The 22,781-nt window shown below is 73.5% G+C and carries 17 protein-coding genes; 11 read left to right on the top strand and 6 right to left on the bottom strand.

What is annotated here, in order from left to right:
* Position 1: 1 nt before the first annotated feature.
* Positions 2–2,209 (bottom strand): YhgE/Pip family protein, encoded by a 2,208-nt coding sequence (locus tag ACIQU6_RS03635; protein ID WP_403479980.1) that lies wholly within the window; start codon positions 2,207–2,209, stop codon positions 2–4.
* Positions 2,181–2,972, bottom strand: a complete 792-nt coding sequence (locus ACIQU6_RS03640; protein ID WP_403479981.1) for an ATP-binding cassette domain-containing protein — start codon at positions 2,970–2,972, stop codon at positions 2,181–2,183. Before ACIQU6_RS03640 ends, ACIQU6_RS03635 begins: the two co-directional genes overlap by 29 nt.
* A gap of 231 nt (positions 2,973–3,203) precedes the next feature.
* Here ACIQU6_RS03640 and ACIQU6_RS03645 point away from each other — a divergent pair, with 231 nt between their 5' ends.
* The 3 genes from ACIQU6_RS03645 to ACIQU6_RS03655 all read left to right on the top strand — a co-directional run bounded on the left by ACIQU6_RS03645 (position 3,204) and on the right by ACIQU6_RS03655 (position 5,384).
* Complete coding sequence (locus ACIQU6_RS03645) at positions 3,204–3,737, top strand: SAV_6107 family HEPN domain-containing protein (protein ID WP_403479982.1); 534 nt, start codon at positions 3,204–3,206, stop codon at positions 3,735–3,737.
* A 105-nt stretch (positions 3,738–3,842) separates the two neighbouring features.
* A complete protein-coding gene (locus ACIQU6_RS03650; protein WP_403479983.1) occupies positions 3,843–4,598 on the top strand; it encodes a methyltransferase in 756 nt (251 codons plus the stop codon).
* A 387-nt stretch (positions 4,599–4,985) separates the two neighbouring features.
* Positions 4,986–5,384, top strand: coding sequence for a DUF3040 domain-containing protein (locus ACIQU6_RS03655; RefSeq protein ID WP_403479984.1), 399 nt, complete (start codon positions 4,986–4,988; stop codon positions 5,382–5,384).
* Between the two features lie 438 nt (positions 5,385–5,822).
* Here the strand turns inward: ACIQU6_RS03655 and ACIQU6_RS03660 are convergent, their stop codons facing one another.
* From ACIQU6_RS03660 to ACIQU6_RS03675, 4 genes are all read right to left on the bottom strand, one after another.
* Entirely contained in the window at positions 5,823–8,237 is a 2,415-nt protein-coding gene (locus ACIQU6_RS03660) for a transglutaminaseTgpA domain-containing protein (protein WP_403479985.1), read from the bottom strand.
* Positions 8,234–9,616 (bottom strand): DUF58 domain-containing protein, encoded by a 1,383-nt coding sequence (locus ACIQU6_RS03665; RefSeq protein ID WP_403479986.1) that lies wholly within the window; start codon positions 9,614–9,616, stop codon positions 8,234–8,236. The genes ACIQU6_RS03660 and ACIQU6_RS03665 overlap by 4 nt, the downstream gene beginning before the upstream one ends.
* Positions 9,616–10,641, bottom strand: coding sequence for an AAA family ATPase (locus ACIQU6_RS03670; RefSeq protein ID WP_403479987.1), 1,026 nt, complete (start codon positions 10,639–10,641; stop codon positions 9,616–9,618). Before ACIQU6_RS03670 ends, ACIQU6_RS03665 begins: the two co-directional genes overlap by 1 nt.
* A gap of 254 nt (positions 10,642–10,895) precedes the next feature.
* Positions 10,896–11,444 (bottom strand): beta-class carbonic anhydrase, encoded by a 549-nt coding sequence (locus tag ACIQU6_RS03675; RefSeq protein WP_403479988.1) that lies wholly within the window; start codon positions 11,442–11,444, stop codon positions 10,896–10,898.
* Positions 11,445–11,936: 492 nt separating this feature from the next.
* Between ACIQU6_RS03675 and rsmH the strand changes: the two genes are divergently transcribed.
* From rsmH to ftsW, 8 genes are all read left to right on the top strand, one after another.
* Positions 11,937–12,896, top strand: a complete 960-nt coding sequence (gene rsmH / locus ACIQU6_RS03680; protein WP_403479989.1) for a 16S rRNA (cytosine(1402)-N(4))-methyltransferase RsmH — start codon at positions 11,937–11,939, stop codon at positions 12,894–12,896.
* Positions 12,893–13,504 (top strand): septum formation initiator family protein, encoded by a 612-nt coding sequence (locus ACIQU6_RS03685; protein ID WP_403479990.1) that lies wholly within the window; start codon positions 12,893–12,895, stop codon positions 13,502–13,504. Before rsmH ends, ACIQU6_RS03685 begins: the two co-directional genes overlap by 4 nt.
* 105 nt (positions 13,505–13,609) lie before the next feature.
* Entirely contained in the window at positions 13,610–15,583 is a 1,974-nt protein-coding gene (locus ACIQU6_RS03690; protein WP_403479991.1) for a peptidoglycan D,D-transpeptidase FtsI family protein, read from the top strand.
* A gap of 18 nt (positions 15,584–15,601) precedes the next feature.
* The gene (locus ACIQU6_RS03695) at positions 15,602–17,341 is read left to right on the top strand and encodes a UDP-N-acetylmuramoyl-L-alanyl-D-glutamate--2,6-diaminopimelate ligase (RefSeq protein ID WP_403479992.1); all 1,740 of its coding nucleotides are present in this window, start codon (positions 15,602–15,604) and stop codon (positions 17,339–17,341) included.
* 62 nt (positions 17,342–17,403) lie between these two features.
* On the top strand, positions 17,404–18,846 hold the full coding sequence (gene murF, locus ACIQU6_RS03700; protein ID WP_403479993.1) for a UDP-N-acetylmuramoyl-tripeptide--D-alanyl-D-alanine ligase: 1,443 nt from the start codon (positions 17,404–17,406) through the stop codon (positions 18,844–18,846).
* Between the two features lie 5 nt (positions 18,847–18,851).
* Positions 18,852–19,916 carry a phospho-N-acetylmuramoyl-pentapeptide-transferase gene (gene mraY / locus ACIQU6_RS03705; protein WP_274916155.1) on the top strand — a complete coding sequence of 355 codons (1,065 nt, stop codon included), beginning with the start codon at positions 18,852–18,854 and terminating at the stop codon, positions 19,914–19,916.
* Positions 19,913–21,364: a UDP-N-acetylmuramoyl-L-alanine--D-glutamate ligase gene (gene murD, locus ACIQU6_RS03710; protein ID WP_403479994.1), complete on the top strand. Its 1,452-nt coding sequence runs from the start codon at positions 19,913–19,915 to the stop codon at positions 21,362–21,364. The genes mraY and murD overlap by 4 nt, the downstream gene beginning before the upstream one ends.
* 59 nt (positions 21,365–21,423) lie before the next feature.
* A complete protein-coding gene (ftsW, locus tag ACIQU6_RS03715; RefSeq protein WP_403479995.1) occupies positions 21,424–22,776 on the top strand; it encodes a putative lipid II flippase FtsW in 1,353 nt (450 codons plus the stop codon).
* The last annotated feature ends 5 nt before the right edge of the window (positions 22,777–22,781 follow it).

Genomic DNA, 22,781 nt, shown 5'->3' on the forward strand with positions numbered 1-22,781 from the left:
CTCACAGGCTCAGCTCCGGGTGGAGGTCCTTCATCCGCACCACCTGCCGGCCGCGCGCCGTCAGGGCGGTCAGCGCCAGCGCCCCGAGGGTGAACGCCGACAGCACCGCGCCGCCCTGCCATACGGGCGCCAGGTCGCCGCCCGTGATGAGCCGGCGCAGCCCCTCGACGACGTAACTCATCGGCAGGTAGGGGTGGATGGCCCCGAAGAAGCCCGGGCTGGTCTGCACCGGGTAGGTGCCGCCGGCGGACGTGAGCTGGAGCATCAGCAGCGCCAGCACCAGGATCCGGCCGGCCGGTCCGAACTGTGCGTTCAGCCACTGCACCAGCGTCGAGAAGCAGGCCGTGACCAGCACCAGGAAGCCGACCGTGCCGGCCGCCCGGGCCATCTGGAGGCCGAGCGCGAAGTGCAGCACGGTCATCAGCGCCGCGGTCTGGAGCACCCCGATGCCGAACACCGGCAGCCAACCGGACAGCGCCACCCGCCAGGAGGACGCGCCCATCGCCAGCGCCCTCCGATTGAGCGGCGCGATCAGCATGTACGCCACCATCGCGCCGACCCACAGGGACAGCGGGATGAAGTACGGGGCGAACCCGGTGCCGTAGTTGGGCGCCTTGTGGGCGGAACCGGACGCCAGTTGCACCGGGTCGGACATGACCTGGGTGCGCGCGTCGCGGTCCTTCCTGCCGTAGTCGGGGATCTGCCGGACCCCGTCGCGCAGTCCGTCGGCCAGTCGGGCCGAGCCGTCGGAGAGCTGGAACAGCCCGCCGTCCAGCGTCCGCGCGCCGTCCTTGAGCCGGCCTACGCCGGTGTCCAGGTCGGTCATCCCGGAGGTGGCGCGCCCGGTGCCGTCGTGCAGTCGTCGCGCCCCGTCGGTGAGCCGGTCCGCGCCGGTGGCCAACTGGGCGTTGCCCGCGGCCAGTTTGCGGGCGCCCGCGGACACCCTGTGGGCGCCGTCGTTGAGTTCGTTGATCTTGTGGACGGCGGCGTCCATGTCGGCGCCGAGGGTCGGGCCGTGCGCGGCCAGCTCCAGGGCCAGCGAGTGCAGGGTGTCCAGGTCCCGGCCGAGCTGGTCGAGGTTCTTCTGGTCGTGGACGTAGCCGCTGACCTCTTCGGCGGTGTCCGCCGCGGTGGCGGCCTGTGCGGTGAGGCGCTTGAGCTCGGCGCAGTCGGTCGCCAGGGTGACGCCGCTGCCGCAGCGCAACCGGTAGTAGGCGGCGAGGTGGTCGGAGATCCCCCGGGAGAGCCTCGCTCCCGTGGAGGCCGCGGCGGGCAGCTTGTCCAGGTGGTCGCGGACCGACTGGGCGCCGTCCGCGACCAGCCGGGCGGCCTCGCCGATCTCCTTGCCGTGCGCCCGGACGAACGGCCCCACCTTGTCGACGACGCCGTTGACGGTGTCCGCGAGTTGCTGGGTGCCCCGGGCCACCTGCCCGGAGCCGTCGGCCAGTTGACGGGACCCGTCGGCGGCGGTGTCGGCCCCCTTGGCGAGCGCGGCGCTGCCCCGGCTGAGCCGCCCGGCGCCGGCGTCGAGGTCGCCCAGGCCGCCGACCAGTCGGGCGCTCCCGTTCTTGGCGGTGCGCAGGCCGTCGGCCAGTTTGCCGGTGCCGTCCCTCGCCTGCCCGATGCCGTCCTGGAGCCGGTCCGCGCCGTCGGCGGCCTGGGCGGTCTTGCCGTGCAGGGTCGAGAACGACACGAAGATCCTGTCGAGGAAGGTCCGTGACGACTTGGCCGAGGCCGCCGCGCGCACCTCGGAGAACACCGTCCGGGAGATCTGCCCGACGATGTAGTTGTTGGCGTCGTTGGTGCGCACCTTCAGGGCGCCGGTCTCCGGGTGGTCCCCGGCACTGGAGGCGATCCGCCGGCTGAAGTCCCGGGGGATGGAGAGCGAGAGGTAGTACCTGCCGTCCTCCAGGCCGCGACCGGCCTCCGCGGCGTCCACCCGGTGCCAGTCGAAGGTGTGGCTGTCCCGTAGGCCGGCGACGATGCCGTCGCCGGCGGAGATCCGCTGCCCGCCGACGTCCGCGCCGGCGTCCTCGTTGACCAGCGCGACCGGGATCCGGTCCAGCCGCCCGTAGGGGTCCCAGAAGGACCACAGGTACAGCGCGCCGTACAGGAGCGGCAGCAGCAGGAGGGCGGCCAGCGCGGCGCGCGGCAGCTTCCCCCTCCCGAACCGCTTCAGTTCAAGCGCGGCCAGCTTCGGCGAGCGCATCGGCCGCCCCTTCCTCGTCGTGCCCGCCGTCCCCGGGGGCGTCGGCGTCCGGCGCCGCCCGGCCGGTGCGCACCAGCACCACGCCCGCGGTGTCCGCCGGCGGTTCGCCGCACACCGCGAGCACCGTGGTGCCGGCCCGGGCCAGCGACCGCAACAGCGCCCAGGCCGCGGCGCGTTCGTCGTCCGAGAGCTTCAGGTCGGTGTCGTCCACGGCCAGCAACCGGGGGCCGCCGATCAGCGCCAGCGCCACCGAGAGCCGCAGCGCCTCCAGCCGCTCCAGGTCGCGCACGGCGGTGCGGACCCCCTTGGGCAGCGCCGCCGGGTCCAGCCCGGAGGCGGTCAGCGCGCCGTCCACCAGGGCGCGGGCCCGCGCCCTGCGCTCCCGTCGGGGCTTCAGCAGCGTGCGCAGCGAGGCGCCGAACCGCCCGTGCAGCAGGGCGCGTTCGCGCAGGTGCTCGCCCACGGTCAGGGCCGGATCGAGCTCGGCGACGCCGGGCACATGGGCGAGTGCGGTGAACGACCGGACCGCGGCCATATGCTTGGGCAGCGCCGCCCCGCCCACCTCCGCGGTGCCCGCCGCGGACTTCATCCGGCCGGTGAGCGCCAGCACCAGACACGTACGACCGGAGCCCGAAGGGCCCTGCGCGGCGATCAGCGCGCCCGGTTCCGCGGTGACGTCGAGGTCCCTGAACGCCCATCCGCGGGGGCCCTTGACCCCGAAACCCGCGGCCGTGACCGCCGCCCCGCGCGGGGTGCTGTCCACGATCCCTCCCCTTGCACTGACTGGTCAGTGCAACTTAGGGACCCGGTCCCACCCTCCGCAAGGGGTTCTCGAAAATCCGCGAAATCCCGTGCCCGGAACGGCGGTTGGCTGTCCGTTTTCCAGTGGAACCGCAGGTCAAGGCCGATTGTCAGTGGTGTGCCGCACGATGGGTGCATACGGTCCGCATCGTCATGCCGCTCCCAAGTGGCGTGCGACGACAGGAGGTTCGTCATGGCAGCTCGTCCCGCCGCGGGCAGCTCCGCTGCGTACGGTCCCCCGAGCGATGTCCACCCCGTCCCGCGCCGGGCGGCCGCCCCGCCCGCCGCCCTCGACCTGCTCGCCAAGGCCCGGCACGGCCTCGACGAGGCCGCCACCCTGGAATCCGCCAACGAGCGCTTCGCCACCGCGCATCTGGCCGCGCTGCGCGCCGCCGCGGCGGTCCTCGCCGTGCGCGCCCGACCGGAGCCCACCGCGCACCGCGGCCGGCGCGGCCGCCGACCGGCCATCCGCAGCGCCTGGGAGGTGCTGCCCGAGGTCGCGCCCGAACTCGCCGAGTGGAGCGCCCTGTTCGCCTCCGGCGCCGTCCGCCGGGCCCAGGCCGAGGCCGACATATCGGGCGCGGCCAGCCACCGCGACGCCGACGACCTGCTGCGGGACGCCGGGATGTTCCTGCGCCTGGTGGAGCGGATGCTGCGGCTGCACCCCACGTTGCCCCTGCAAGGGGCCGGGGATCCGCCCCGCGAGGGCTGGGGCCGCGCCGGCTGACCGCGCGACCTGCGGCGTCGCGCGGGCCGGGCGCGGCACCCGCCGGAATACGGAATAGGGTGGTGAACGACTGGATGTTCATGCCCCGCCGAGGAGCCACCCACCGTGTCTGACCCGCTGCGCCCCCGCGCATCCCTTCGTACCGCCGTGGTCTGGGACGTCCTCAAGGACGCCCTGGAGCGCCGGGTCAAGGCCGCCGGACGGGACGCCCTGGACGTCCTCGACACCGGCGGCGGCAGCGGCAACTTCGCTGTCCCGGTGGCCCGCCTCGGCCACCGCGTCACCGTCGTCGACCCCAGCCCCAACGCCCTCTTCGCCCTGGAGCGCCGGGCCGCCGAGGCCGGGGTCGCCGACCGGATCCGCGGCGTCCAGGGCGACGCCCACGGCCTGTTCCAGGTCGTCGAGCGCGGCGGCTACGACGCGGTGCTCTGCCACGGCGTGCTGGAGTACGTCGACGACCCGGCCGAGGGCCTGCGCAACGTCGCCGGTGCGCTGCGCCCCGCCGGCACCCTCAGCCTGCTCGCCGCCGGTCTGGGCGGCGCGGTCCTCGCCCGCGCGCTGGCCGGCCACTTCACCGAGGCCCGCCGGGCCCTGACCGACCCCGCGGGCCGCTGGGGCGAGGGCGACCCGGTGCCCCGCCGGTTCACCGCCGAGCAGCTCACCGACCTGGTCACCGCCACCGGCCTCCAGGTCGGCGCGGTGCACGGCGTGCGGGTCTTCGCCGACCTCGTCCCCGGCGTCCTGGTCGACACCGAGCCCGGCGCCATGGACGCCCTGCTGAAGCTGGAGGCCGCCGCGGCCGAGCAGCCCGCCTTCCACTCCGTCGCCACCCAGCTCCACGTCCTCGCCGAGCGCGACTGACGGTGCACCGCGGCGCACCGGCGAACCGCTGACGCACCCCGGTCACGTACGGGTCCGCGCCGCCGCGCACGGGCCCGTACGGTCCCCACGGCGCAGGCGGTGCGGCACCCGGGAGCGCCGCGGACCGGCGCCCGGCCGCGCCCACGGCCAGCGCATGCGGTCGACCACAGGCCACCCGAACAGCCGCTTCGCCCCGTATGATCGGTGTACGACGTTCCGGCATGACGGATTGGCGGGTGGGGAATGCAGCCAGCATCACCATCGGCCGCCGCGGCGGTACGGACGGTGAATTGGCGTAGAGGGGCGGGTTTCACGGGGGCGATTCCCTGCCTATCCTGAAAGGGTCGCACCCGGTCGCCCCCCGCGACCGACGAGTAGGAGGACTCCGTGCCGCTCTCGGAGCACGAGCAGCGCATGCTCGAGCAAATGGAGCGAGCGCTGTACGCCGAAGATCCCAAGTTCGCGACAGCGCTTGAGGGAAGCGGGCTGCGTACGTACACCCGGCGACGGGTCTACCAAGCGGTCGTGGGCTTCCTGGTGGGTATCGCCCTGCTCATGGCCGGCATGGTCGCCCAGCTCATCTGGGTCAGTGTCGTCGGCTTCCTCGTCATGCTCGGCTGCGCCGTGCTCGCCGTCACCGGCTGGCGCAAGGCTCCCAAGTCGGGGGAGCGTGCCGCGGCCCCGGGCGGGCCACAGTCCCGTCGCCAGGCCAGGTCGCGCCGCTCGATGATGGACCGCATCGAGGACCGCTGGCAGCGCCGCCGCGACGAACAGCAAGGCCACTGAGGTCGCTGGCGCTCAGCTTGGTCACCGACCGCTGACGGACCGTTGCTCGCGCGCCGGGATCCGGCCATGCACTCCGCGTCGAACACAGCGAATCCGGCCAATTTCGCGGTTCCCGCGCGTGGAGTGCCCCGTATCCGTGGCCAGTTGTACCGTCGACGGATTGTGCGCCGATGCGTGGTGATGCCGGTCCGCGTCGGGGAATTCCGTGGCGTCGGCGTCGGCACTCGTGCCATTGACTTTCGTGTGGCCCCCGAGGAATCGGGGGCCACACTTTTTGCTCCGCGTGCACGTGTTGCTTTGTGCGGGCTCGGGGCCTCGTGCGCGTTGCGGTCGTCGCAGGCGTAGTGGTCGTCTTGGGACGCGTACGGGGTGGGCGTGGCCGCCGGTGGGGAGTCGCGCCGGGGATATCCGGTGTGGTCTTGCCCGTGCGCGGTCGCCCTAGGCTCGCTCGTCGCGTCGCCAGCCCGTCGTGCGCAGCGTGGTCGCCAAGCGTCGGGCCGTGGTTGCCGGGCGGCTGTTCCGGCAGCGCCGTCGCAGTGCCGACCAGCGGGACGCCCCGGCCCAGCGGAGGCGGGCCGCGGAGCGCGGGGCGAACCGGGCCCGCAGGCGCAGCGCTCGGGGGGCCCCGTCCCACAGGCCGGCGTGCACCAGTCGAACGTCCGCGGCGAGTCCGTCCGGCGGCGCCGGTTGCGGGGCGTAGAGGGCCTGCTCGACCGACGTGGCGACGCGTCGGGCGGCGTCCGCGGCGTCGGGCCGCAGTTCCCCGATGCGAATGATCCGGGCGGCCGCCGAGCGCGGGGTCAGCGCCTCGTCCGGGACGATCCCGTAGTCCCAGCCGGTGTCCAGCAGTTCCTGCCAGACGGCGAGGGTGTGCGCGGTGGGGCCACTGCCCGGGTCGCCCGCCAGCCGCCGGGCGCGGGCCCGGCTCCGCCACAGCAGCGGGATGGTGGGCAGCGTCACGACCACCAGCGCGGCCAGGACGATCAGTGCGAGCGCCCAGGGCGCGGGGCCGCCGCCGGGCGGGGCGGTGGCCGATGTCGAGGCCCCGGCCGCGCAGTCGGGGCCCGTCCGCTGCTCGCCGGGGGCGCAGGACGGGGTCGCGGACGGCCCGGTGGAGGGCAGCTCGGACGGCGCCGGTGCGCGGTCCGGACCGCCGGTGCCGGTGGACTGCGCCGGGTCCGGGTACGCGTAGTCGGGGACGCTGCCGCGACTCGGGGTCGGCTCGAAGCGGGTCCAGCCGACGCCCTGGAAGTACAGCTCGGGCCAGGCGTGCGCGTCCTTCAGCCCCACCGACGTGGTGCCGTCGGGCTGCCGGGTGCCCGGGGTGAAGCCGACCGCCACCCGGGCCGGGATGCCGAGCGTGCGGGCCATCGCCGCCATGGAGAACGAGAAGTGGACGCAGAAGCCCTCCTTGTCCGACAGGAAGCGGGCGATCGCCTCGGAGCCGCTGCCGGCCCGGACCTCGGTGTTGTAGCTGAAGCCGCCGTAGAGCGCGAACCAGTCCTGGAGCTTGACGGCCTTGTCGTACGCGGTGCGGGCGCCGCGGGTGACCTGGCGGGCGGTGGTGCCGACGATGGCCGGCAGGGAGTCCGGGACCTTGGTGTACTCGCGCTGCAGGGCGGCGGGCGGCGGCGGGGCGGTGGCCAACTGGCGGGCGGTGGGCCGCACTTGGAGGCTCTCGACCTGGTACTGGAGGCCGTGGGTGTTCTGCCCGCGGTCGCCGACCAGGGTGCGCCCCTCGGGCTCGAAGCGCCAACGGCCGGGGAGGTCGACCCTGTCCGCCGGGTAGGGCAGCGGCAGCCAGTTCTGGGCGTACCACGGGGCGGTGGAGATGGAGGTGTTGATCCGGGTGACGGACACGTCGGAGCTCAGGCCGGGCGGCCGGGGCAGCTCGGCGGGGACGTCGGTGACGGTGCGCTCGGAGGGCTTCCAGGCCGTGCCGTCGAACTGGTCCAGGGCGACGATCCGCAGATACATCTCGCGGGTGTCGGCCGCGGTGGTGCGGTAGTTGAGGACCTCGCGGTCCTCCGGCTGGTTGAGGCTGTCCTGGAGCGAGACCAGGGGGTTCACCGCGGAGATGGTGCCGCCCCCGCCGCCGGGTCCGGCGCCGCCCGGGGCCGGGCCGAGCAGCCCGCCGCTCAGGGACGGCAGCGCGGCGGGCACCAGCAGCGCGATGCCCAGCGACAGCACGCCGATCCGGCGGCCCGCACGGACCCGGATCCGGCCGCCGTCGGAGTCTCCCCACCGGCGCGCCGGTGGGCCGCCGAAGACCCGGCCCCACTGGGAGAGCCGGTCGCGGCCCTCGGCCAGCAGGAGCAGGAGGTAGCCGGCGGCGGCCACCAGGAACCACAGCCAGCCCGAGCCGCCCTGGGACAGCCCCGCGGCCACCGAGTACAGCGCGAGCAGCGGCAGGCCGGCGGGCGCGGCGCTGCGGTAGGTGACCGCCACCGCGTCCACCACCAGGCCGATCAGCAGCACCCCGGAGACCAGCAGCAGCTTGATGCCGGGGGTGACCGGGGCCGGGATGGCGTACCGGCCGACGTCCCGGGCCCCGTCCTGCGCCAGGTCGACGAGGGCGGTGACGGCCTCCGGACCTGGCAGCAGCCCGGCCAGCGCCTGGCCGCGGGCGAACACCGCCGTCAGCAGCAGCACGGCCGCCAGCGCCTGCGCGGCGACGGTCAGCGGGCGGGCCAACGGGACCCGCCGGGCCAGCGCGCCCACCGCCGTCACCAGCGCCAGCAGCAGCGCCGCCTGGAACAGCCAGGTGACCGGGTCCACCAGCGGCAGCAGCGCGCAGCCGGCGCACAGCGTCGCCGCCATCGCCGCCAAGGTCAGCCGCGCCCGCCCGCTCATGCGTCCGCCCCGCTTCGCTCGGTGTCGCCGGCCCCGCCCTGCCCCGGGACGGCCCCGGCCGGTGCCGCCTCCGCCTGGGCCGCCGCCCGCCACAGATCGGCCAGGGCGGCCCCCGGCCCGACCGGCAGCGCCGTCCAGCCCGCCGCCCGCAGCATCCGCAGCCGCTCGGCGACCGGGGGTCCGCCGGGGGAGAGGCGTATCCCGCCGGGCCCGCGGGAGAAGGCGTCGCCGTCCAGGACGAAGGCGACGGCGGTGGTGCCGCGCCGGCGGAACCGGCCGGCGAGCGCGGCCTGCTCCTCGTCCAACGCGCCGAAGAAGGCGATCAGCAGCCCCTCCGCGCCGTCCCGCAGCGCCTCGTAGGCCGCCGTGAACCCCTCCTCGTCGGAGTGCTCCACGACGGCGAGGCTGTCGAGCAGCAGGCCCGCGGTGTCGGAGGACTCGCCGCCGGCGAAGCCGCCGCCCGCCGGGCCGGGCACCGTGCTCCCGGTGTCGGTCAGCAACCGCACGGCGTAGCCGCGCTCCAGGAGGTGCAGCGCGGCCGAGGCGGCGCCGGCCACCGCCCACTCGAAGGCCGAGTCGGGCCCGGAGCCGTCGTGCGCGACGGCCCGGGTGTCCAACAGGATCGTGCAGCACGCCTTCTGCGGCTGCTCCTCGCGGCGCACCATCAGCTCGCCGTGCCGGGCCGTGGAGCGCCAGTGCACCCGGCGCAGGTCGTCGCCGTGGCGGTAGCCGCGGGGGAGGATGTCGTCCTCGCCGGCCAGCGCGAGCGAGCGGTGGCCGCCGTCGCCGTACCCGGCGGCCTCGCCGGCCAGCCGGACCGGCGGCAGCGGCTCGACGCGCGGCACCACCGTCAGGGTGTCGAACGCCGTGAACGCGCGGGTCAGTTCGCACATGCCGAACGGGTCGGTCAGCCGGAGCTGCAACGGCCCCAGCGGATAGCGGCCCCGCAGATCGGACCGGACGCGGTAGGACACCTCGCGGCTGCCGCCGGGCTCGACCCGGTCCAGGACGAAGCGCGGGCGCGGCCCGAGGACGTAGGGGACGCGGTCCTGGAGCATCAGGACGCCGGTGGGCAGCCGGGCGACGTTCTCCACTCGGAGGCGGACCCGGGACTCGGCCGCCGCCGGCACCCGGGCGGGCGCGAGCGTGCGGCTGCCCGTGACGCGGTAGCGGGTGCGGTGCAGCACCAGGACGCACACCAGCGGCAGCGCGGCCAACAGCAGCCCGACCCGGAGGAGTTCCGCCTGGCCCAGGAGGTAGGCGCAGGCCGCGGCGGCCAACCCGGCCGCCAGGAACGACCGTCCGCGGGTCGTCAGCCCCCCGAGGGCGGCGCGCAGTCCGCCCGGCTCCCGCGTCACACCGCTCCCCCCACCGGCCATCACAACCCCCGTGCGTCGGGCGGCTGCTGGCCGGTGGCAGGCTGCCGCCACTGCGGGGCGGCCGCGTCGGGGACCGGGGTGCGCCGGACGATCTCCAGCACCACCTGCTCGGTGGTGCGGCGGTTCAACTGGGCCTGGGCGGTGGGCAGCAGACGGTGCGCGAGCACCGCCGCCGCCAGTGACTGGATGTCGTCCGGCAGCGCGAACTCCCGCCCGGCCAGGGCCGCCGCGGCCTTCGCGGCGCGCAGCAGGTGCAGCGTGGCCCGGGGCGAGGCGCCGAGCCGCAGATCGGGGTGGTTGCGAGTGGCCGCCACGAGGTCGACGGCGTACCGCCGCACGGCCTCGGCGACATGGACGCCCCGCACCGCCTCGGCCAACCGCACGATCTCTTGGGCGTGCGTCACCGGGCGCAGCCGCTCCAACGGGGAGGCGCCGCCGTGCACGTCGAGCATCTGCAACTCGGCGGCCGGGCTGGGATAACCGATCGACACCCGGGCCATGAAGCGGTCCCGTTGGGCCTCGGGGAGCGGGTAGGTGCCCTCCATCTCGACCGGGTTCTGCGTCGCGACGACCATGAAGGGGCTGGGCAGGTCGTAGGTCTGCCCGTCCATGGTGACCTGGCGTTCCTCCATCGACTCCAGCAGCGCCGACTGGGTCTTGGGGGAGGCGCGGTTGATCTCGTCGCCGATCACGATCTGGGCGAAGATCGCGCCGGGTTTGAACTCGAAGTCCTGCCGCTGCTGGTCGTAGACGCTGACGCCGGTGATGTCCGACGGCAGCAGGTCGGGGGTGAACTGGATGCGCCGGACCGAGCAGTCGATGGACTTGGCCAGCGCCTTGGCGAGCATCGTCTTGCCGACGCCGGGCACGTCCTCGATGAGCAGGTGTCCCTCGGCCAGGAGGACGGTCAGCGCGAGCCGTACGACCTCCGGCTTGCCCTCGATCACGCCCTCCACCGACCGGTGCACCCGCCCGACGGTGGTGGTCAGATCGGCAAGGCTCGCTCGTTCGTCATACGTCGTCACTCGGCCCTCCTCGGCCCCTCCCCGGGTGGCCGCCGCCCCTCGATGGACCCGGCCCTCCCCGCGTGCGCGCCGCGGCCGGCTGCGGCCGCGGCGATGTCACCCAGGCATTCTTGCCGCCCGCGCGGCCTCGCGTCATGACCTGTGGATAACTCGCACCGTTCAAGCCCGACCAACCGGACAAGTCCGGCTAGCCGGGCGTGAAAAGGGGGAGGAGGGTCGGACCCGCCGCTGGTCGCGGCGGGTCCCGCCGCAGGTCAGTCCCGCGGATCGATCTCGCGCAGCAGACCCGTCGTCACGTCGAACACGAATCCGCGGACGTCGTCGGTGTGCAGCAGGAACGGCGAGGTGCGCACCCGCTGCATGGACTGCCGGACGTCCTCGTCGAGGTCCTTGAACGCCTCGACCGCCCAGGTGGGCCGCTGGCCGACCTCGGCCGCCAACTCGTGCCGGAAGTCCTCGGTCAGGCTGAGCAGACCGCAGTTGGTGTGGTGGATGAGGACGACCGACCGCGTGCCCAGGGCACGTTGACTGATCGTCAGGGATCGGATGATGTCGTCCGTCACCACACCGCCGGCGTTGCGGATGGTGTGGCAGTCGCCGAGTTCCAGCCCCAGCGCGGCGTGCAGGTCGAGTCGGGCGTCCATGCACGCCACAACGGCGACCTTGAGGACCGGCCGGGCGTCCATCCCGGGGTCGGTGAAGGCGGCGGCATAGCGCCGGTTCGACGCGACGAGACGGTCGGTGACCGTGCCGGTGGCGCTGTCGGCGGACGGGGGCAGCGGCTGCGACGCAGGTATGGGCATGGATTCACGGTAATCGCTCATGGCTGCTTCAGCCCCTCCTGTCGGTGGGCGTAGGGGGCAACATCACACCTCGTGAGGCGGTCCATAGGGTTGGACGTCCCCGTAGAAAGCGGGAGGAAACCTCCGGGAGCACCGTGCGGGGGACGCGCGGAACCGGTTGATTGACCGGGAGGGCAGGTGGACTAAAGTGGCGCGAAGTGGGAGGCGTGACGCTCTCCTCGGATCCTTCGATCCCTCGCGTGCGTGACCGTACGTACGGTTCGGCCTCCTCCCGCTCCACCGGTCATCCGACGTCACTTCCCCGTCGCCGGAGGGCCACTTCCCCTTCAGAGCGGGCGGGGACCAAGCGGTACGTGCGGCATCCCCCAGCCAACGGCCGGGGACCCACCTGCCGTCCACCATCGGAAGGCATATGAGCGAGCGCAGCGAGCGAATCAGGAAGAGGTGCGCGCTCTGCGAATGCGGGCCCGCTGAGCGAAGCGAGGCTGGCGCATGAGCAGTAACACTCGCCACGTACCCGTCATGCTCCAGCGGTGTCTGGACATGCTCGCCCCCGCGCTCACCGAGCCCGGTGCGGTCGTCGTCGACTGCACGCTCGGACTCGGCGGGCACAGCGAGGCGCTGCTCACCACGTTCCCCGAGGCCCGCCTGGTCGCGCTGGACCGCGACCCGTCGGCGCTCCGCCTGGCGGGGGAGCGGCTGGCCCCCTACGGGGAGCGCGCCACCCTGGTGCACGCGGTCTACGACGAACTCCCCCAGGTCCTCGACCGGCTCGGGCTGCCCCGGGTCCAGGCCGTCCTGTTCGACCTCGGCGTCTCCTCCATGCAGCTCGACGAGGCCGACCGCGGCTTCGCCTACGCCCAGGACGCCCCGCTCGACATGCGGATGGACCAGACGACCGGCATCAGCGCCGCCGAGGTCCTCAACACCTACCCGCCCGGTGAGTTGGTGCGGATCCTGCGCTCCTACGGGGAGGAGAAGCAGGCCAAGCGGATCGTCGCGGCCGTGGTCCGGGAGCGGGAGAAGGAGCCGTTCTCCACCAGCGCCCGGCTGGTGGAGCTGATCCGGGACGCGCTGCCGCAGGCCGCCAAGCGCACCGGCGGCAACCCTGCCAAGCGGACCTTCCAGGCGCTGCGCATCGAGGTCAACGGCGAGTTGGCGTGCGTCGAGCGGGCCATCCCGGCCGCGGTGAAGTCGCTCGCGGTGGGGGGCCGGATCGCCGTGCTGTCGTACCAGTCGCTGGAGGACCGGCTGGTCAAGCAGGTCTTCGCGGCCGGCGCCAGCAACACCGCGCCGCCCGGCCTGCCGGTCGTCCCCGAGCGCTACCAGCCCCGCCTGAAGCTGCTGACCCGCGGCGCCGAGCTCCCCACGGAGGAGGAGATCGCCGAGAACCGGCGCGCGGCCCCCGCCCGGCTGCGCGGCGCCGAGCGCATCCGCGAGGACATCGCATGACCCGGCAGGGGGGCCGGTCGCGCGGCAGAGGGCGCCTGGCCGCGCTGCTGCCCGCCGCCCCCCGCTCCGGCACCGCCGCGCGTACGCCGTTCGTACTGCTCGTCGTGGTGCTGCTGGGCTCCGGGCTGATCTCCCTGTTGCTGCTCAACTCGGCGCTCAACCAAGGGTCGTTCGAGCTGAGCAAACTGGAGCGGAAGACCGGCGAGCTGACGGACGAGCAGCAGGCGCTCCAACAGGAGGTGGACGGCTACTCCGCACCGGACGCGCTGGCGCGGCGGGCCCGCAGGCTGGGCATGGTGCCCGGCGGCAACCCGGCGTTCCTGATGCCGGACGGCACCGTCCGTGGCGCGCCGGGCCCGGTCTCGTCCACCGAGAGCCCGCTGTCCGCGTCGGCCGGGCCGCTGCCGCTCGGCCCGGAGGGCACCCGCCCCACGGCCCCCGGGTCCACCCCGGCGGCCATGGCCCCGCAGCCCGTACGGGTCCCGGCCGTGCCGCTCGCGCCGAGTACGCCGGGCGTCCCGTCGTCCCCGGGACCGCTGGCCACGCCCGCGGCGCCCGCCTCCGTCCTCACGCCCGACTCGCCCACCCCGTCGGCCCCCGGCAGGTGATCCCGTGACGCCCGAACCCGCACTCCGCGGCCGCACTTCCCACGCCGCGACCGGTCGGTCGCACGGCGCCGCGCCGTGCCCCGCGCCCGCCCGGGGGAGAGCGGCATGAGCACGCCCCGGGACCCCCGTCGCGTTCCGCGCCCCGCCCGGTCCGGCGGCCGTCCGCCGTCCCGTCGCCCCGGTACGCCCAAGCCGCCCGCGGCCCGCCGTCCCGTCGGAGCGGGCCGCCTCAGGCAGGTCGGCGGCCCCCTGCGGCCGGTCAACCCGCGTCCCCGGCTGCGCCTGGTCGCGCTGGCGCTGACGCTGGTGATGCTGGCCTTCGTCGTCCGGCTGGTGCAGGTACAGGGCGTGGACGCCGCGGCCTACGCCGCCAAGGCCAACGAGAACCGCTACGTCCCGGTCAAACTCGCCGCCGAGCGCGGCGCGATCACCGATCGCAACGGGGTGGACCTGGCCACCACCGTGGACGCCTACGACATCACCGCCGACCCGAGCCTGCTGGCGCCCGACAAGATCAAGGTCAAGGACGGCCCGCAGCGGGCCGCCGCGCTGCTCGCGCCGCTCCTCGGCGAGTCCCGGGAGAGCCTGGCCGCCAAACTGGACCGCCCCGACTCCCGTTACGTCCTGCTCGCCCGGCAGCGCACCCCCCAGGTCTGGAAGCAGGTCAAGGACCTCCGCAAGCAACTGGACGCCAAGGCGGCCGCCGCCCCCAAGAGCGCGCCCCGCCCCAACGTCCTGGTCGGGGTCTTCGCCGACAAGCACCGCAAGCGCGTCTACCCGAACAGCCAACTCGCCGCCGGCGTCCTGGGCTTCATGAACAGCGCCGGCAAGGGGGCCGCCGGCCTGGAGGCCCAGCTCAACAAGGAGTTGGCCGGCACGGACGGCAAGCTGGTCTACGCCCAGTCCGGCGGCCGCCGGGTGCCCACCGCCAACACCCAGGAGCACCCCGCCGTCCCCGGCACCGACGTGCAGTTGACCCTCGACAGCGACATCCAGTGGGCGGCCCAGAAGGCCATCAGCGAACAGGTCGACAAGTCCGGGGCCGACCGCGGCTACGTCGTCGTCCAGGACACCCGCACCGGCCAGATCCTGGCGCTCGCCAACGCGCCCGGCTTCGACCCCAACGACCTGTCCAGGGCCAACCCGGACGCGCTGGGCAACCCGGCCCTCACCGACGCCTTCGAACCGGGCTCCACCAGCAAGCTGATGACCCTGGCGGCCGTCCTGGAGGAGGGCGCGGCCACCCCGTACACCCGGGTCACCGTGCCCAACCGGCTGCACCGCGGCGATCGGCTGTTCTCGGACGACATCGACCACGAGACCTGGCACCTCACGCTCAACGGCGTACTCGCCAAGTCCAGCAACATCGGCACGATCCTGGCCGCCGGCCAACTGGGCACGACCCAGCCGCAGGCCAACCAGGTCCTCTACTCCTACCTGCGGAAGTTCGGCATCGGCCGGCCCACCGGGCTCAACTTCCCCGGCGAGACCGACGGCATCCTGGCCAAGCCGCAGAACTGGAACACCTCGCAGCAGTACACGATCCCGTTCGGCCAGGGGCTCTCCCTCAACGCCGTCCAGGCCGCCTCCGTCTACTCCACGATCGCCAACGGCGGCGAGCGGATCGCCCCGACCCTCGTCCGCGGCACCACCGGACCGGACGGCCACTACACCCCGGTCCCCGAACCCGCGCACAACCGGGTGGTGAGCAAGAAGACGGCCAGCACCCTGGCCACCATGCTGGAGTCGGTGGTGACCGACCAGGAGGGCACCGGGGCCAAGGCGAAGATCGACGGCTACCGGGTCGGCGGGAAGACCGGTACCTCCAACCGGGTGGACCCGAAGACCGGCCGCTACCACGGCTACACCGCCTCCTTCGCCGGCTTCGCGCCCGCCGACAAGCCCCGCATCACCGTCTACTGCGCCGTGCAGAACCCCAAGCAGGGCAGCTACTTCGGAGGCCAGGTCTGCGGCCCGATCTTCCAGCAGGTCATGACGTTCGCACTGAAGACGCTCCAGGTGCCCCCGACCGGTGCGCAGCCGCCGCGACTGCCGGTCACGTTCAAGCCAGGCGAATGAAATCGAGGCAACACCGCCGTGACGACCATCACCCCCGACGGCCCGCAGCCACCCGGCGACGGAGCCCCGGCGAAGCCCTCACTTCGCCCCGAGCCCGTTCTGCCCGGTACGCTCACCGCCGTGTCACAAGCTGATCAGTCCCCCAAAAACCAAGCAGCGGAGAAGGGCGGCCCCGGCAGATATCCGGGTGCGCCGCGCCCCGAGGAGGTTCGCCCCACCCCTCTGGCGGACCTCGCGTCGCTGCTCGCGCTCCCGCTCCCGGACGGCGCCGAGGCGGTCCAGGTCACCGGCATCACCCACGACTCCCGTGCGGTCCGCCCCGGTGACGTCTACGCCGCGCTGCCCGGTGCCCGCCTGCACGGCGCCGACTTCGTCGCCCAGGCCGCCGACCTCGGCGCCGCCGCGATCCTGACCGACCCGACGGGCGCCGAGCGCGCCGCCGCGACCGGCCTGCCGGTCCTGGCCGTCGAGAACCCGCGGGCCCGGATGGGCGCCCTGGCCGTCTCGATCTACGGGGCGCCGGGCGAGGACCTCCTCCAGATCGGCATCACCGGCACCTCCGGCAAGACCACCACCGCCTACCTCATCGAGGGCGGTCTCCGGGCCGCCGCCGCGAAGGCCGGCGACGGGGGACTGACCGGGCTGATCGGCACCGTCGAGTCCCGGATCGGCGACGAGCGGCTGAAGTCCGAGCGGACCACCCCCGAGGCCACCGACCTCCAGGCGCTGTTCGCGGTGATGCGCGAGCGCGGCGTCCGCTCGGTCGCCATGGAGGTCTCCAGCCACGCGCTGGTGCTCGGCCGGGTCGACGGCTGCGTCTTCGACGTCGCGATCTTCAACAACCTCAGTCCGGAGCACATGGAGTTCCACTCCGGCATGGAGGACTACTTCCAGGCCAAGGCGCAGCTGTTCACCAAGGCGCGCAGCAAGGCCGGCGTGGTCAACCTCGACGACGAGTACGGCCGTCGGCTGGCCGCCGGCGAGTCCGAGGTCCCGGTCACCACGTTCTCCGCCGAGGGCCACCCGGACGCGGACTGGCGCGCCGCCGACGTCGAGCTCGGCGCGCTCGGCTCGACGTTCACCGTGCAGGGCCCCGGGGGCGTGACGCTGCGCGCCGCCTCCCCGATCGCCGGCCCGTTCAACGTCTCCAACGCGCTCGCCGCCATCACGGCGCTGGCCGTCGCCGGCGTGGACCCGCAGACCGCGGCCGACGGCGTCGCCGCGATCCCCGGCGTCCCCGGCCGCCTGGAGCGCGTGGACGTCGGCCAGCCCTATCTGGCGGTCGTGGACTACGCGCACAAGACCGACGCCGTCGAATCGGTTCTGCGCGCCCTGCGCAAGGTCACCACCGGCAGGGTGCACGCCGTCCTCGGCTGCGGTGGCGACCGCGACAAGCAGAAGCGGATGCCGATGGGCGCGGCGGTCGCCCGGCTCGCCGACACCGCCGTGCTGACCTCCGACAACCCCCGCTCCGAGGACCCCCTCGCGATCCTCGCCACCATGCTCGCGGGCGCCGCCGAGGTGCCCGTCCACGAACGCGGCACCGTCCTCGTCGAAGAGGACCGGGCCGCCGCCATCGCCGCCGCCGTCGCGCGTGCCGAGCCCGGCGACACCGTGATCGTCGCGGGCAAGGGCCACGAACAGGGCCAGGACATCGCCGGAGTGGTCCGCTCCTTCGACGACCGTCAGGTGCTGCGCGAGGCGATCGTGAAGGCACAGCAGTCGCAGCACTCACAGCAGCCGAACCACCAGGGATGACACAACGCCATGCGCGCACAATCCTCTTGTTGGCACCTCCTGCACGGCTCCGGGGGTGACCTGTGATCTCCCTGTCCCTCGCCGAGATCGGACGCATCGTCGGCGGGCAGCAGCACGACATACCGGACCCGGACCGCGAGGTCACCGGGCCGGTCGTCTCGGACTCCCGAGCGGTCCGGCCGGGTGGCTTGTTCGTTGCGTTCGCCGGTGAGCGCGTCGACGGCCACGACTTCGCCGCCGGCGCCGTGGAAGCCGGTGCGGTGGCCGTCCTCGCGGCCCGCCCGATCGGCGTGCCGGCGATCGTCGTCGATGACGTCGTCGCAGCTCTCGGCGCGCTCGCCCGCGCCGTCGTGGAGAAGCTGGGCACCACCGTCGTCGGTCTGACCGGCTCGGCCGGCAAGACCAGCACCAAGGACCTGATCGCCCAACTGCTCCAGCGGCACGGCCCGACGGTGTGGCCGGAAGGCAACCTCAACAACGAGATCGGGCTGCCGCTCACCGCGCTGCGCGCCGACGCCACCACCCGGCACCTCGTCCTGGAGATGGGCGCCCGCGGCGTCGGCCACATCCGCTACCTCGCCGAGCTCACCCCGCCCCGCATCGGCGTGGTCCTCAACGTCGGCACCGCACACCTCGGCGAGTTCGGCGGCCGCGAGCAGATCGCGCAGGCCAAGGGCGAGCTCGTCGAGTCGCTGCCCGCGGCCGCGGACGGCGGCGTGGCGGTGCTCAACGCCGACGACCCGTACGTCCGCGCCATGGTGTCCCGCACCAAGGCCCGCACGATCCTCTTCGGCGAGTCCGCGGAGGCCGACGTCCGCGCCGAGAACGTCCGGCTCGTCGGCCTCGGACAGCCCGCCTTCACGCTTCACACACCCTCCGGGTGCAGCGATGTGACCATGCGGCTGTACGGTGAGCACCACGTGTCGAACGCGCTCGCCGCGGCCGCCGTCGCCCATGAGATGGGCATGCCCGTAGACGAGATCGCCACCGCGCTCTCCGAAGCCGGCACGCTCTCCCGCTGGCGGATGGAGGTCACCGAGCGCGCGGACGGCGTGACGGTCGTCAACGATGCCTACAACGCGAACCCCGAGTCCATGCGAGCTGCGCTGCGTGCGCTGGTCGCCATGGGCACCGCCGGCAGGGCACAGGGGGGCCGGACGTGGGCGGTGCTCGGTGAGATGGCCGAGCTGGGCGAGGAGTCGCTCGCCGAACACGACGCGGTCGGGCGGCTGGTCGTCCGGCTCAACGTCAGCAAGCTCGTGACGGTCGGCGGCAGGGAAGCGGCCTGGCTCGACATGGGCGCCAAGAACGAGGGTTCGTGGGGTGAGGAGTCGGTGCACGTGTCCGACACGCGGGCGGCGATCGACCTGTTGCGCAGTGAGCTGCGACCGGGAGACGTCGTGCTGGTGAAGGCATCCAGGTCGGTCGGCCTGGAGCGGGTGGCCGCGGCATTGCTGGACGGCGAGGCCGGTTGCGGCACTGAGGGCGGGGCCGCTTCCCGATGAACTCCATGAAGCAGATCCTCTTCTCCGGAACGATCGGGCTCTTCCTGACCCTGATCGGCACCCCGCTGCTGATCAAGCTGCTGGCCAAGAAGGGGTACGGGCAGTTCATCCGCGATGACGGCCCGCGCACCCACGGCAGCAAGAAGGGCACGCCCACCATGGGCGGCATCTCCTTCATCCTGGCCACGATCATCGCCTACGCCCTGACGAAGGTGATCACCTCCAGCGACCCGACGTTCTCCGGCGTCCTGGTGCTCTTCCTCTTCGCGGGCATGGGCCTGGTCGGCTTCCTCGACGACTACATCAAGATCGTCAAGCAGCGGTCGCTGGGCCTGCGGGCCAAGGCGAAGATGGCCGGCCAGCTGATCGTCGGTATCGCCTTCGCGGTGCTCTCGCTCCAGTTCGCCGACCTGCGCGGGGCGACCCCCGCGTCCGACCGGCTCTCCTTCACCCAGGACTTCGGCTGGCAGATCGGCCCGGTGCTCTTCGTCATCTGGGCGCTGTTCATGATCCTGGCGATGTCCAACGGCGTGAACCTCACCGACGGCCTGGACGGCCTGGCCACCGGCGCCTCGGTGATGGTCTTCGGCGCGTACACCTTCATCGGCATCTGGCAGTACCAGGAGTCCTGCGCCAACCTGCCGACCGCGGGCCCCGGTTGCTACGAGGTGCGCGATCCGCTCGACCTCGCGGTGGTCGCCTCGGCCCTGATGGGCGCGTGCTTCGGCTTCCTGTGGTGGAACACCTCGCCCGCCAAGATCTTCATGGGCGACACCGGTTCGCTGGCCCTCGGCGGCGCGCTCGCCGGCCTGGCGATCTGCTCCCGGACCGAGCTGCTGCTCGCCGTCCTGGGCGGCCTGTTCGTGCTGATCACCATGTCCGTGGTCATCCAGGTCGGTTCGTTCCGGATGACCGGCAAGCGGGTCTTCCGGATGGCGCCACTGCAGCACCACTTCGAACTCAAGGGGTGGTCCGAAGTCCTTGTGGTGGTCCGGTTCTGGATCATCCAGGGCATGTGCGTGATCGTCGGCCTGGGCATCTTCTACGGCGGTTGGCAGGCGGCGAAGTGACCGGGTACGACCCGCGCGAGCCCCGGGACTTCGCCGGACGGCACCTCACCGTGGCCGGCCTCGGCGTGAGCGGCGTCCCCGCCGCCCGCGCCCTGGCCGGCCTCGGCGCCCGCGTCACCGTCGTCAACGGCAGCGACGGCGAACGGGAACGGGCCCAGGCCGCCGAGTTGGAGCGGCTCGGAATCACCGTCCGGCTCGGTGACGGGGAGACCCTTCCCGAGGGCACCGAGGCGGTCGTGACCTCCCCCGGGTGGAAGCCCACCAGCCCGCTCTTCCTGGCGGCCGAGCGGGCCGGCGTCCCGGTGTGGGGCGACGTCGAACTGGCCTGGCGGCTGCGCGGCCCGGACGCCGCGCCCTGGTTGGCGGTCACCGGCACCAACGGCAAGACCACCACCGTCCGGATGCTGGCCTCGATCCTGACCGCGGCCGGTCTGCGCACCGCCGCGGTCGGCAACATCGGCGTCCCGCTGGTCGACGTGGTGCTCGGCGAGGGCCGCGACGAGGAGAGCTCCTACGACGTCCTCGCCGTCGAGCTCTCCAGCTACCAGCTGCACTGGGCCCCGTCCGTACGGGCGCACTCCGCGGCCGTGCTCAACCTCGCCCCGGACCACCTGGACTGGCACGGCTCCATGGAGGCGTACGCCGCCGACAAGGGCCGGATCTACGAGGGCAACACCGTCGCCTGCGTCTACAACGCGGCCGACCCGGCGACCGAGGACCTGGTCCGCGCGGCCGACGTCGAGGAGGGCTGCCGGGCGGTCGGCTTCACCCTCGGCACCCCCGGCCCGTCCCAACTGGGCGTCGTCGAGGGCCTCCTCGTCGACCGGGCCTTCGTCGAGGACCGGCACCGGCAGGCCCAGGAGCTCGCCGAGGTCTCCGACGTGGTGCCGGCCGCGCCGCACAACATCGCCAACGCGCTGGCCGCCGCGGCGCTGGCCCGCGCCTTCGGCGTCCCGGCCGCCGCGGTGCGCGAGGGGCTGCGGGCCTTCCGCCCGGACGCCCACCGCATCCAGCACGTCGCCGACGTCGCCGGCGTCGCCTACGTCGACGACTCCAAGGCCACCAACACCCACGCCGCCGAGGCGTCGTTGGCCGCGTACGAGCACATCGTGTGGATCGCCGGCGGCCTCGCGAAGGGCGCGACCTTCGACGAGCTGGTGCGCACCGCCGCCGGGCGGCTGCGCGGGGCGGTGCTGATCGGCGCCGACCGGGCGTTGATCCGCGAAGCGCTGGCGCGACACGCCCCCGATGTCCCGGTTGTCGACCTTGACCGGACCGACACTGGGGCGATGTCCGAGGCGGTCCGGGAGGCGGCCCGCCTCGCCGGTCCCGGCGACACCGTGCTGCTGGCCCCTGCCTGCGCCTCGATGGACATGTTCGTCAATTACAACAAGCGGGGCGAGGCGTTCGCCGACGCGGTGGGCGACCTGGCCGCCGCGGGTCACTAGCCCGCTTCTCCCCGCTGCCGTCGTCGCCGGCGGCGAGCGCACCCGTGGAGGGGACGAGGATGACCGCCCGATCGGCGAAGCCGGCGCGGCCGCGCCCGGTGCGTCGGACCCCCGCGAAGGCGCGCACCGCGCGGGCCGGCCGGACCCCGGCCGGCCCGCGCGGGTTCTACGTCCGGGCCAAGCGGGCCTGGGACCGCCCGTTGACGGCCTATTACCTCATCCTCGGCGCCCCTCTGTTGATCATCGTCCTGGGCTTGGTGATGGTCTACTCGGCCTCCCAGATCAAGGCGCTCCAGTCCGGGCTGGCCCCGTCGTACTTCTTCCGCAAGCAGTTGCTGGCCGCCGCCCTCGGGGGCGGACTCCTGCTGTTCGCCTCCCGGTTGCCGGTACGCCGGCACCGGGCGCTGGCCTACCCGCTGCTCGTCGGCTCGATGTTCCTGCTGTGCCTGGTGGCCGTCCCGGGCATCGGCGTCTCGGTCAATGGCAACCAGAACTGGCTGAGCCTGGGCGGCCCCTTCCAGGTGCAGCCCAGCGAGTTCGGCAAGCTGGCGCTCGTGCTGTGGGCCGCCGACCTGCTCGCCCGTAAAGAGGAGAAGAAACAACTGACGCAGTGGAAGCAGTTGCTGGTTCCCCTGACGCCGGTGACTTTTCTCCTGCTCGGGCTGATCATGCTCGGCGGCGACATGGGCACCACGGTCATCCTGACCGCGATCCTCTTCGGCCTGCTGTGGCTGGCCGGCGCCCCGACCCGGCTGTTCGCGGGGGTGTTGGGCGCGGCCGCCCTGCTCAGCGCGCTGTTGATCAAGACCAGTGCCCACCGGATGTCCCGACTGGCGTGCATCGGCGCCACCGATCCGGGCCCCGGCGACCAGTGCTGGCAGGCCGTGCACGGCATCTACGCGCTGGCCTCCGGCGGACTCTTCGGTTCCGGCCTCGGGGCGAGTATGGAAAAATGGGGAGAACTCCCGGAACCGCACACCGACTTCATCTTCGCCATCACCGGGGAGGAACTGGGCCTGGCGGGGACGCTGTCGGTGCTCGCCCTCTTCGCGGCTCTAGGCTATGCGGGTATCCGCGTGGCCGGACGCACGGAGGATCCCTTCGTACGGTACGCAGCGGGTGGCGTGATCACCTGGATCATGGCCCAGGCCGTGATCAACATCGGTGCGGTGCTCGGCCTGTTGCCGATCGCCGGTGTCCCGCTCCCGCTGTTCTCCTACGGAGGCTCCGCCCTGCTGCCGACGATGTTCGCCGTCGGGCTGCTGATCGCCTTCGCGCGTGACGAGCCCGCCGCGCGGGCGGCGTTGACGGCGCGGTCGGCGCGGAAGCCAGTGTCCGGCAGGAAACCGGCCGGGGTGAGTTGGAAGACGATGAGACGGCGCGTTAAGAGGCGGCCGTCCGGAGAGCGGTGAATTTC

The organism is Streptomyces sp. NPDC090442 (genome assembly GCF_044769405.1).
In the GTDB taxonomy this organism is placed as follows: Bacteria; Actinomycetota; Actinomycetes; order Streptomycetales; family Streptomycetaceae; genus Streptomyces.

Bases quoted from the DNA above. Each gene is read 5' to 3' on its own strand.
- ACIQU6_RS03665 (WP_403479986.1), bottom strand. From the start codon at position 9,616: ATGGCCGGTGGGGGGAGCGGTGTGACGCGGGAGCCGGGCGGACTGCGC.
- ACIQU6_RS03690 (WP_403479991.1), top strand. From the start codon at position 13,610: ATGAGCACGCCCCGGGACCCCCGTCGCGTTCCGCGCCCCGCCCGGTCC.
- ACIQU6_RS03675 (WP_403479988.1), bottom strand. From the start codon at position 11,444: ATGCCCATACCTGCGTCGCAGCCGCTGCCCCCGTCCGCCGACAGCGCC.
- ftsW (WP_403479995.1), top strand. From the start codon at position 21,424: ATGACCGCCCGATCGGCGAAGCCGGCGCGGCCGCGCCCGGTGCGTCGG.
- ACIQU6_RS03685 (WP_403479990.1), top strand. From the start codon at position 12,893: ATGACCCGGCAGGGGGGCCGGTCGCGCGGCAGAGGGCGCCTGGCCGCG.
- mraY (WP_274916155.1), top strand. From the start codon at position 18,852: ATGAAGCAGATCCTCTTCTCCGGAACGATCGGGCTCTTCCTGACCCTG.
- ACIQU6_RS03660 (WP_403479985.1), bottom strand. From the start codon at position 8,237: ATGAGCGGGCGGGCGCGGCTGACCTTGGCGGCGATGGCGGCGACGCTG.
- rsmH (WP_403479989.1), top strand. From the start codon at position 11,937: ATGAGCAGTAACACTCGCCACGTACCCGTCATGCTCCAGCGGTGTCTG.
- ACIQU6_RS03635 (WP_403479980.1), bottom strand. From the start codon at position 2,209: ATGCGCTCGCCGAAGCTGGCCGCGCTTGAACTGAAGCGGTTCGGGAGG.
- ACIQU6_RS03645 (WP_403479982.1), top strand. From the start codon at position 3,204: ATGGCAGCTCGTCCCGCCGCGGGCAGCTCCGCTGCGTACGGTCCCCCG.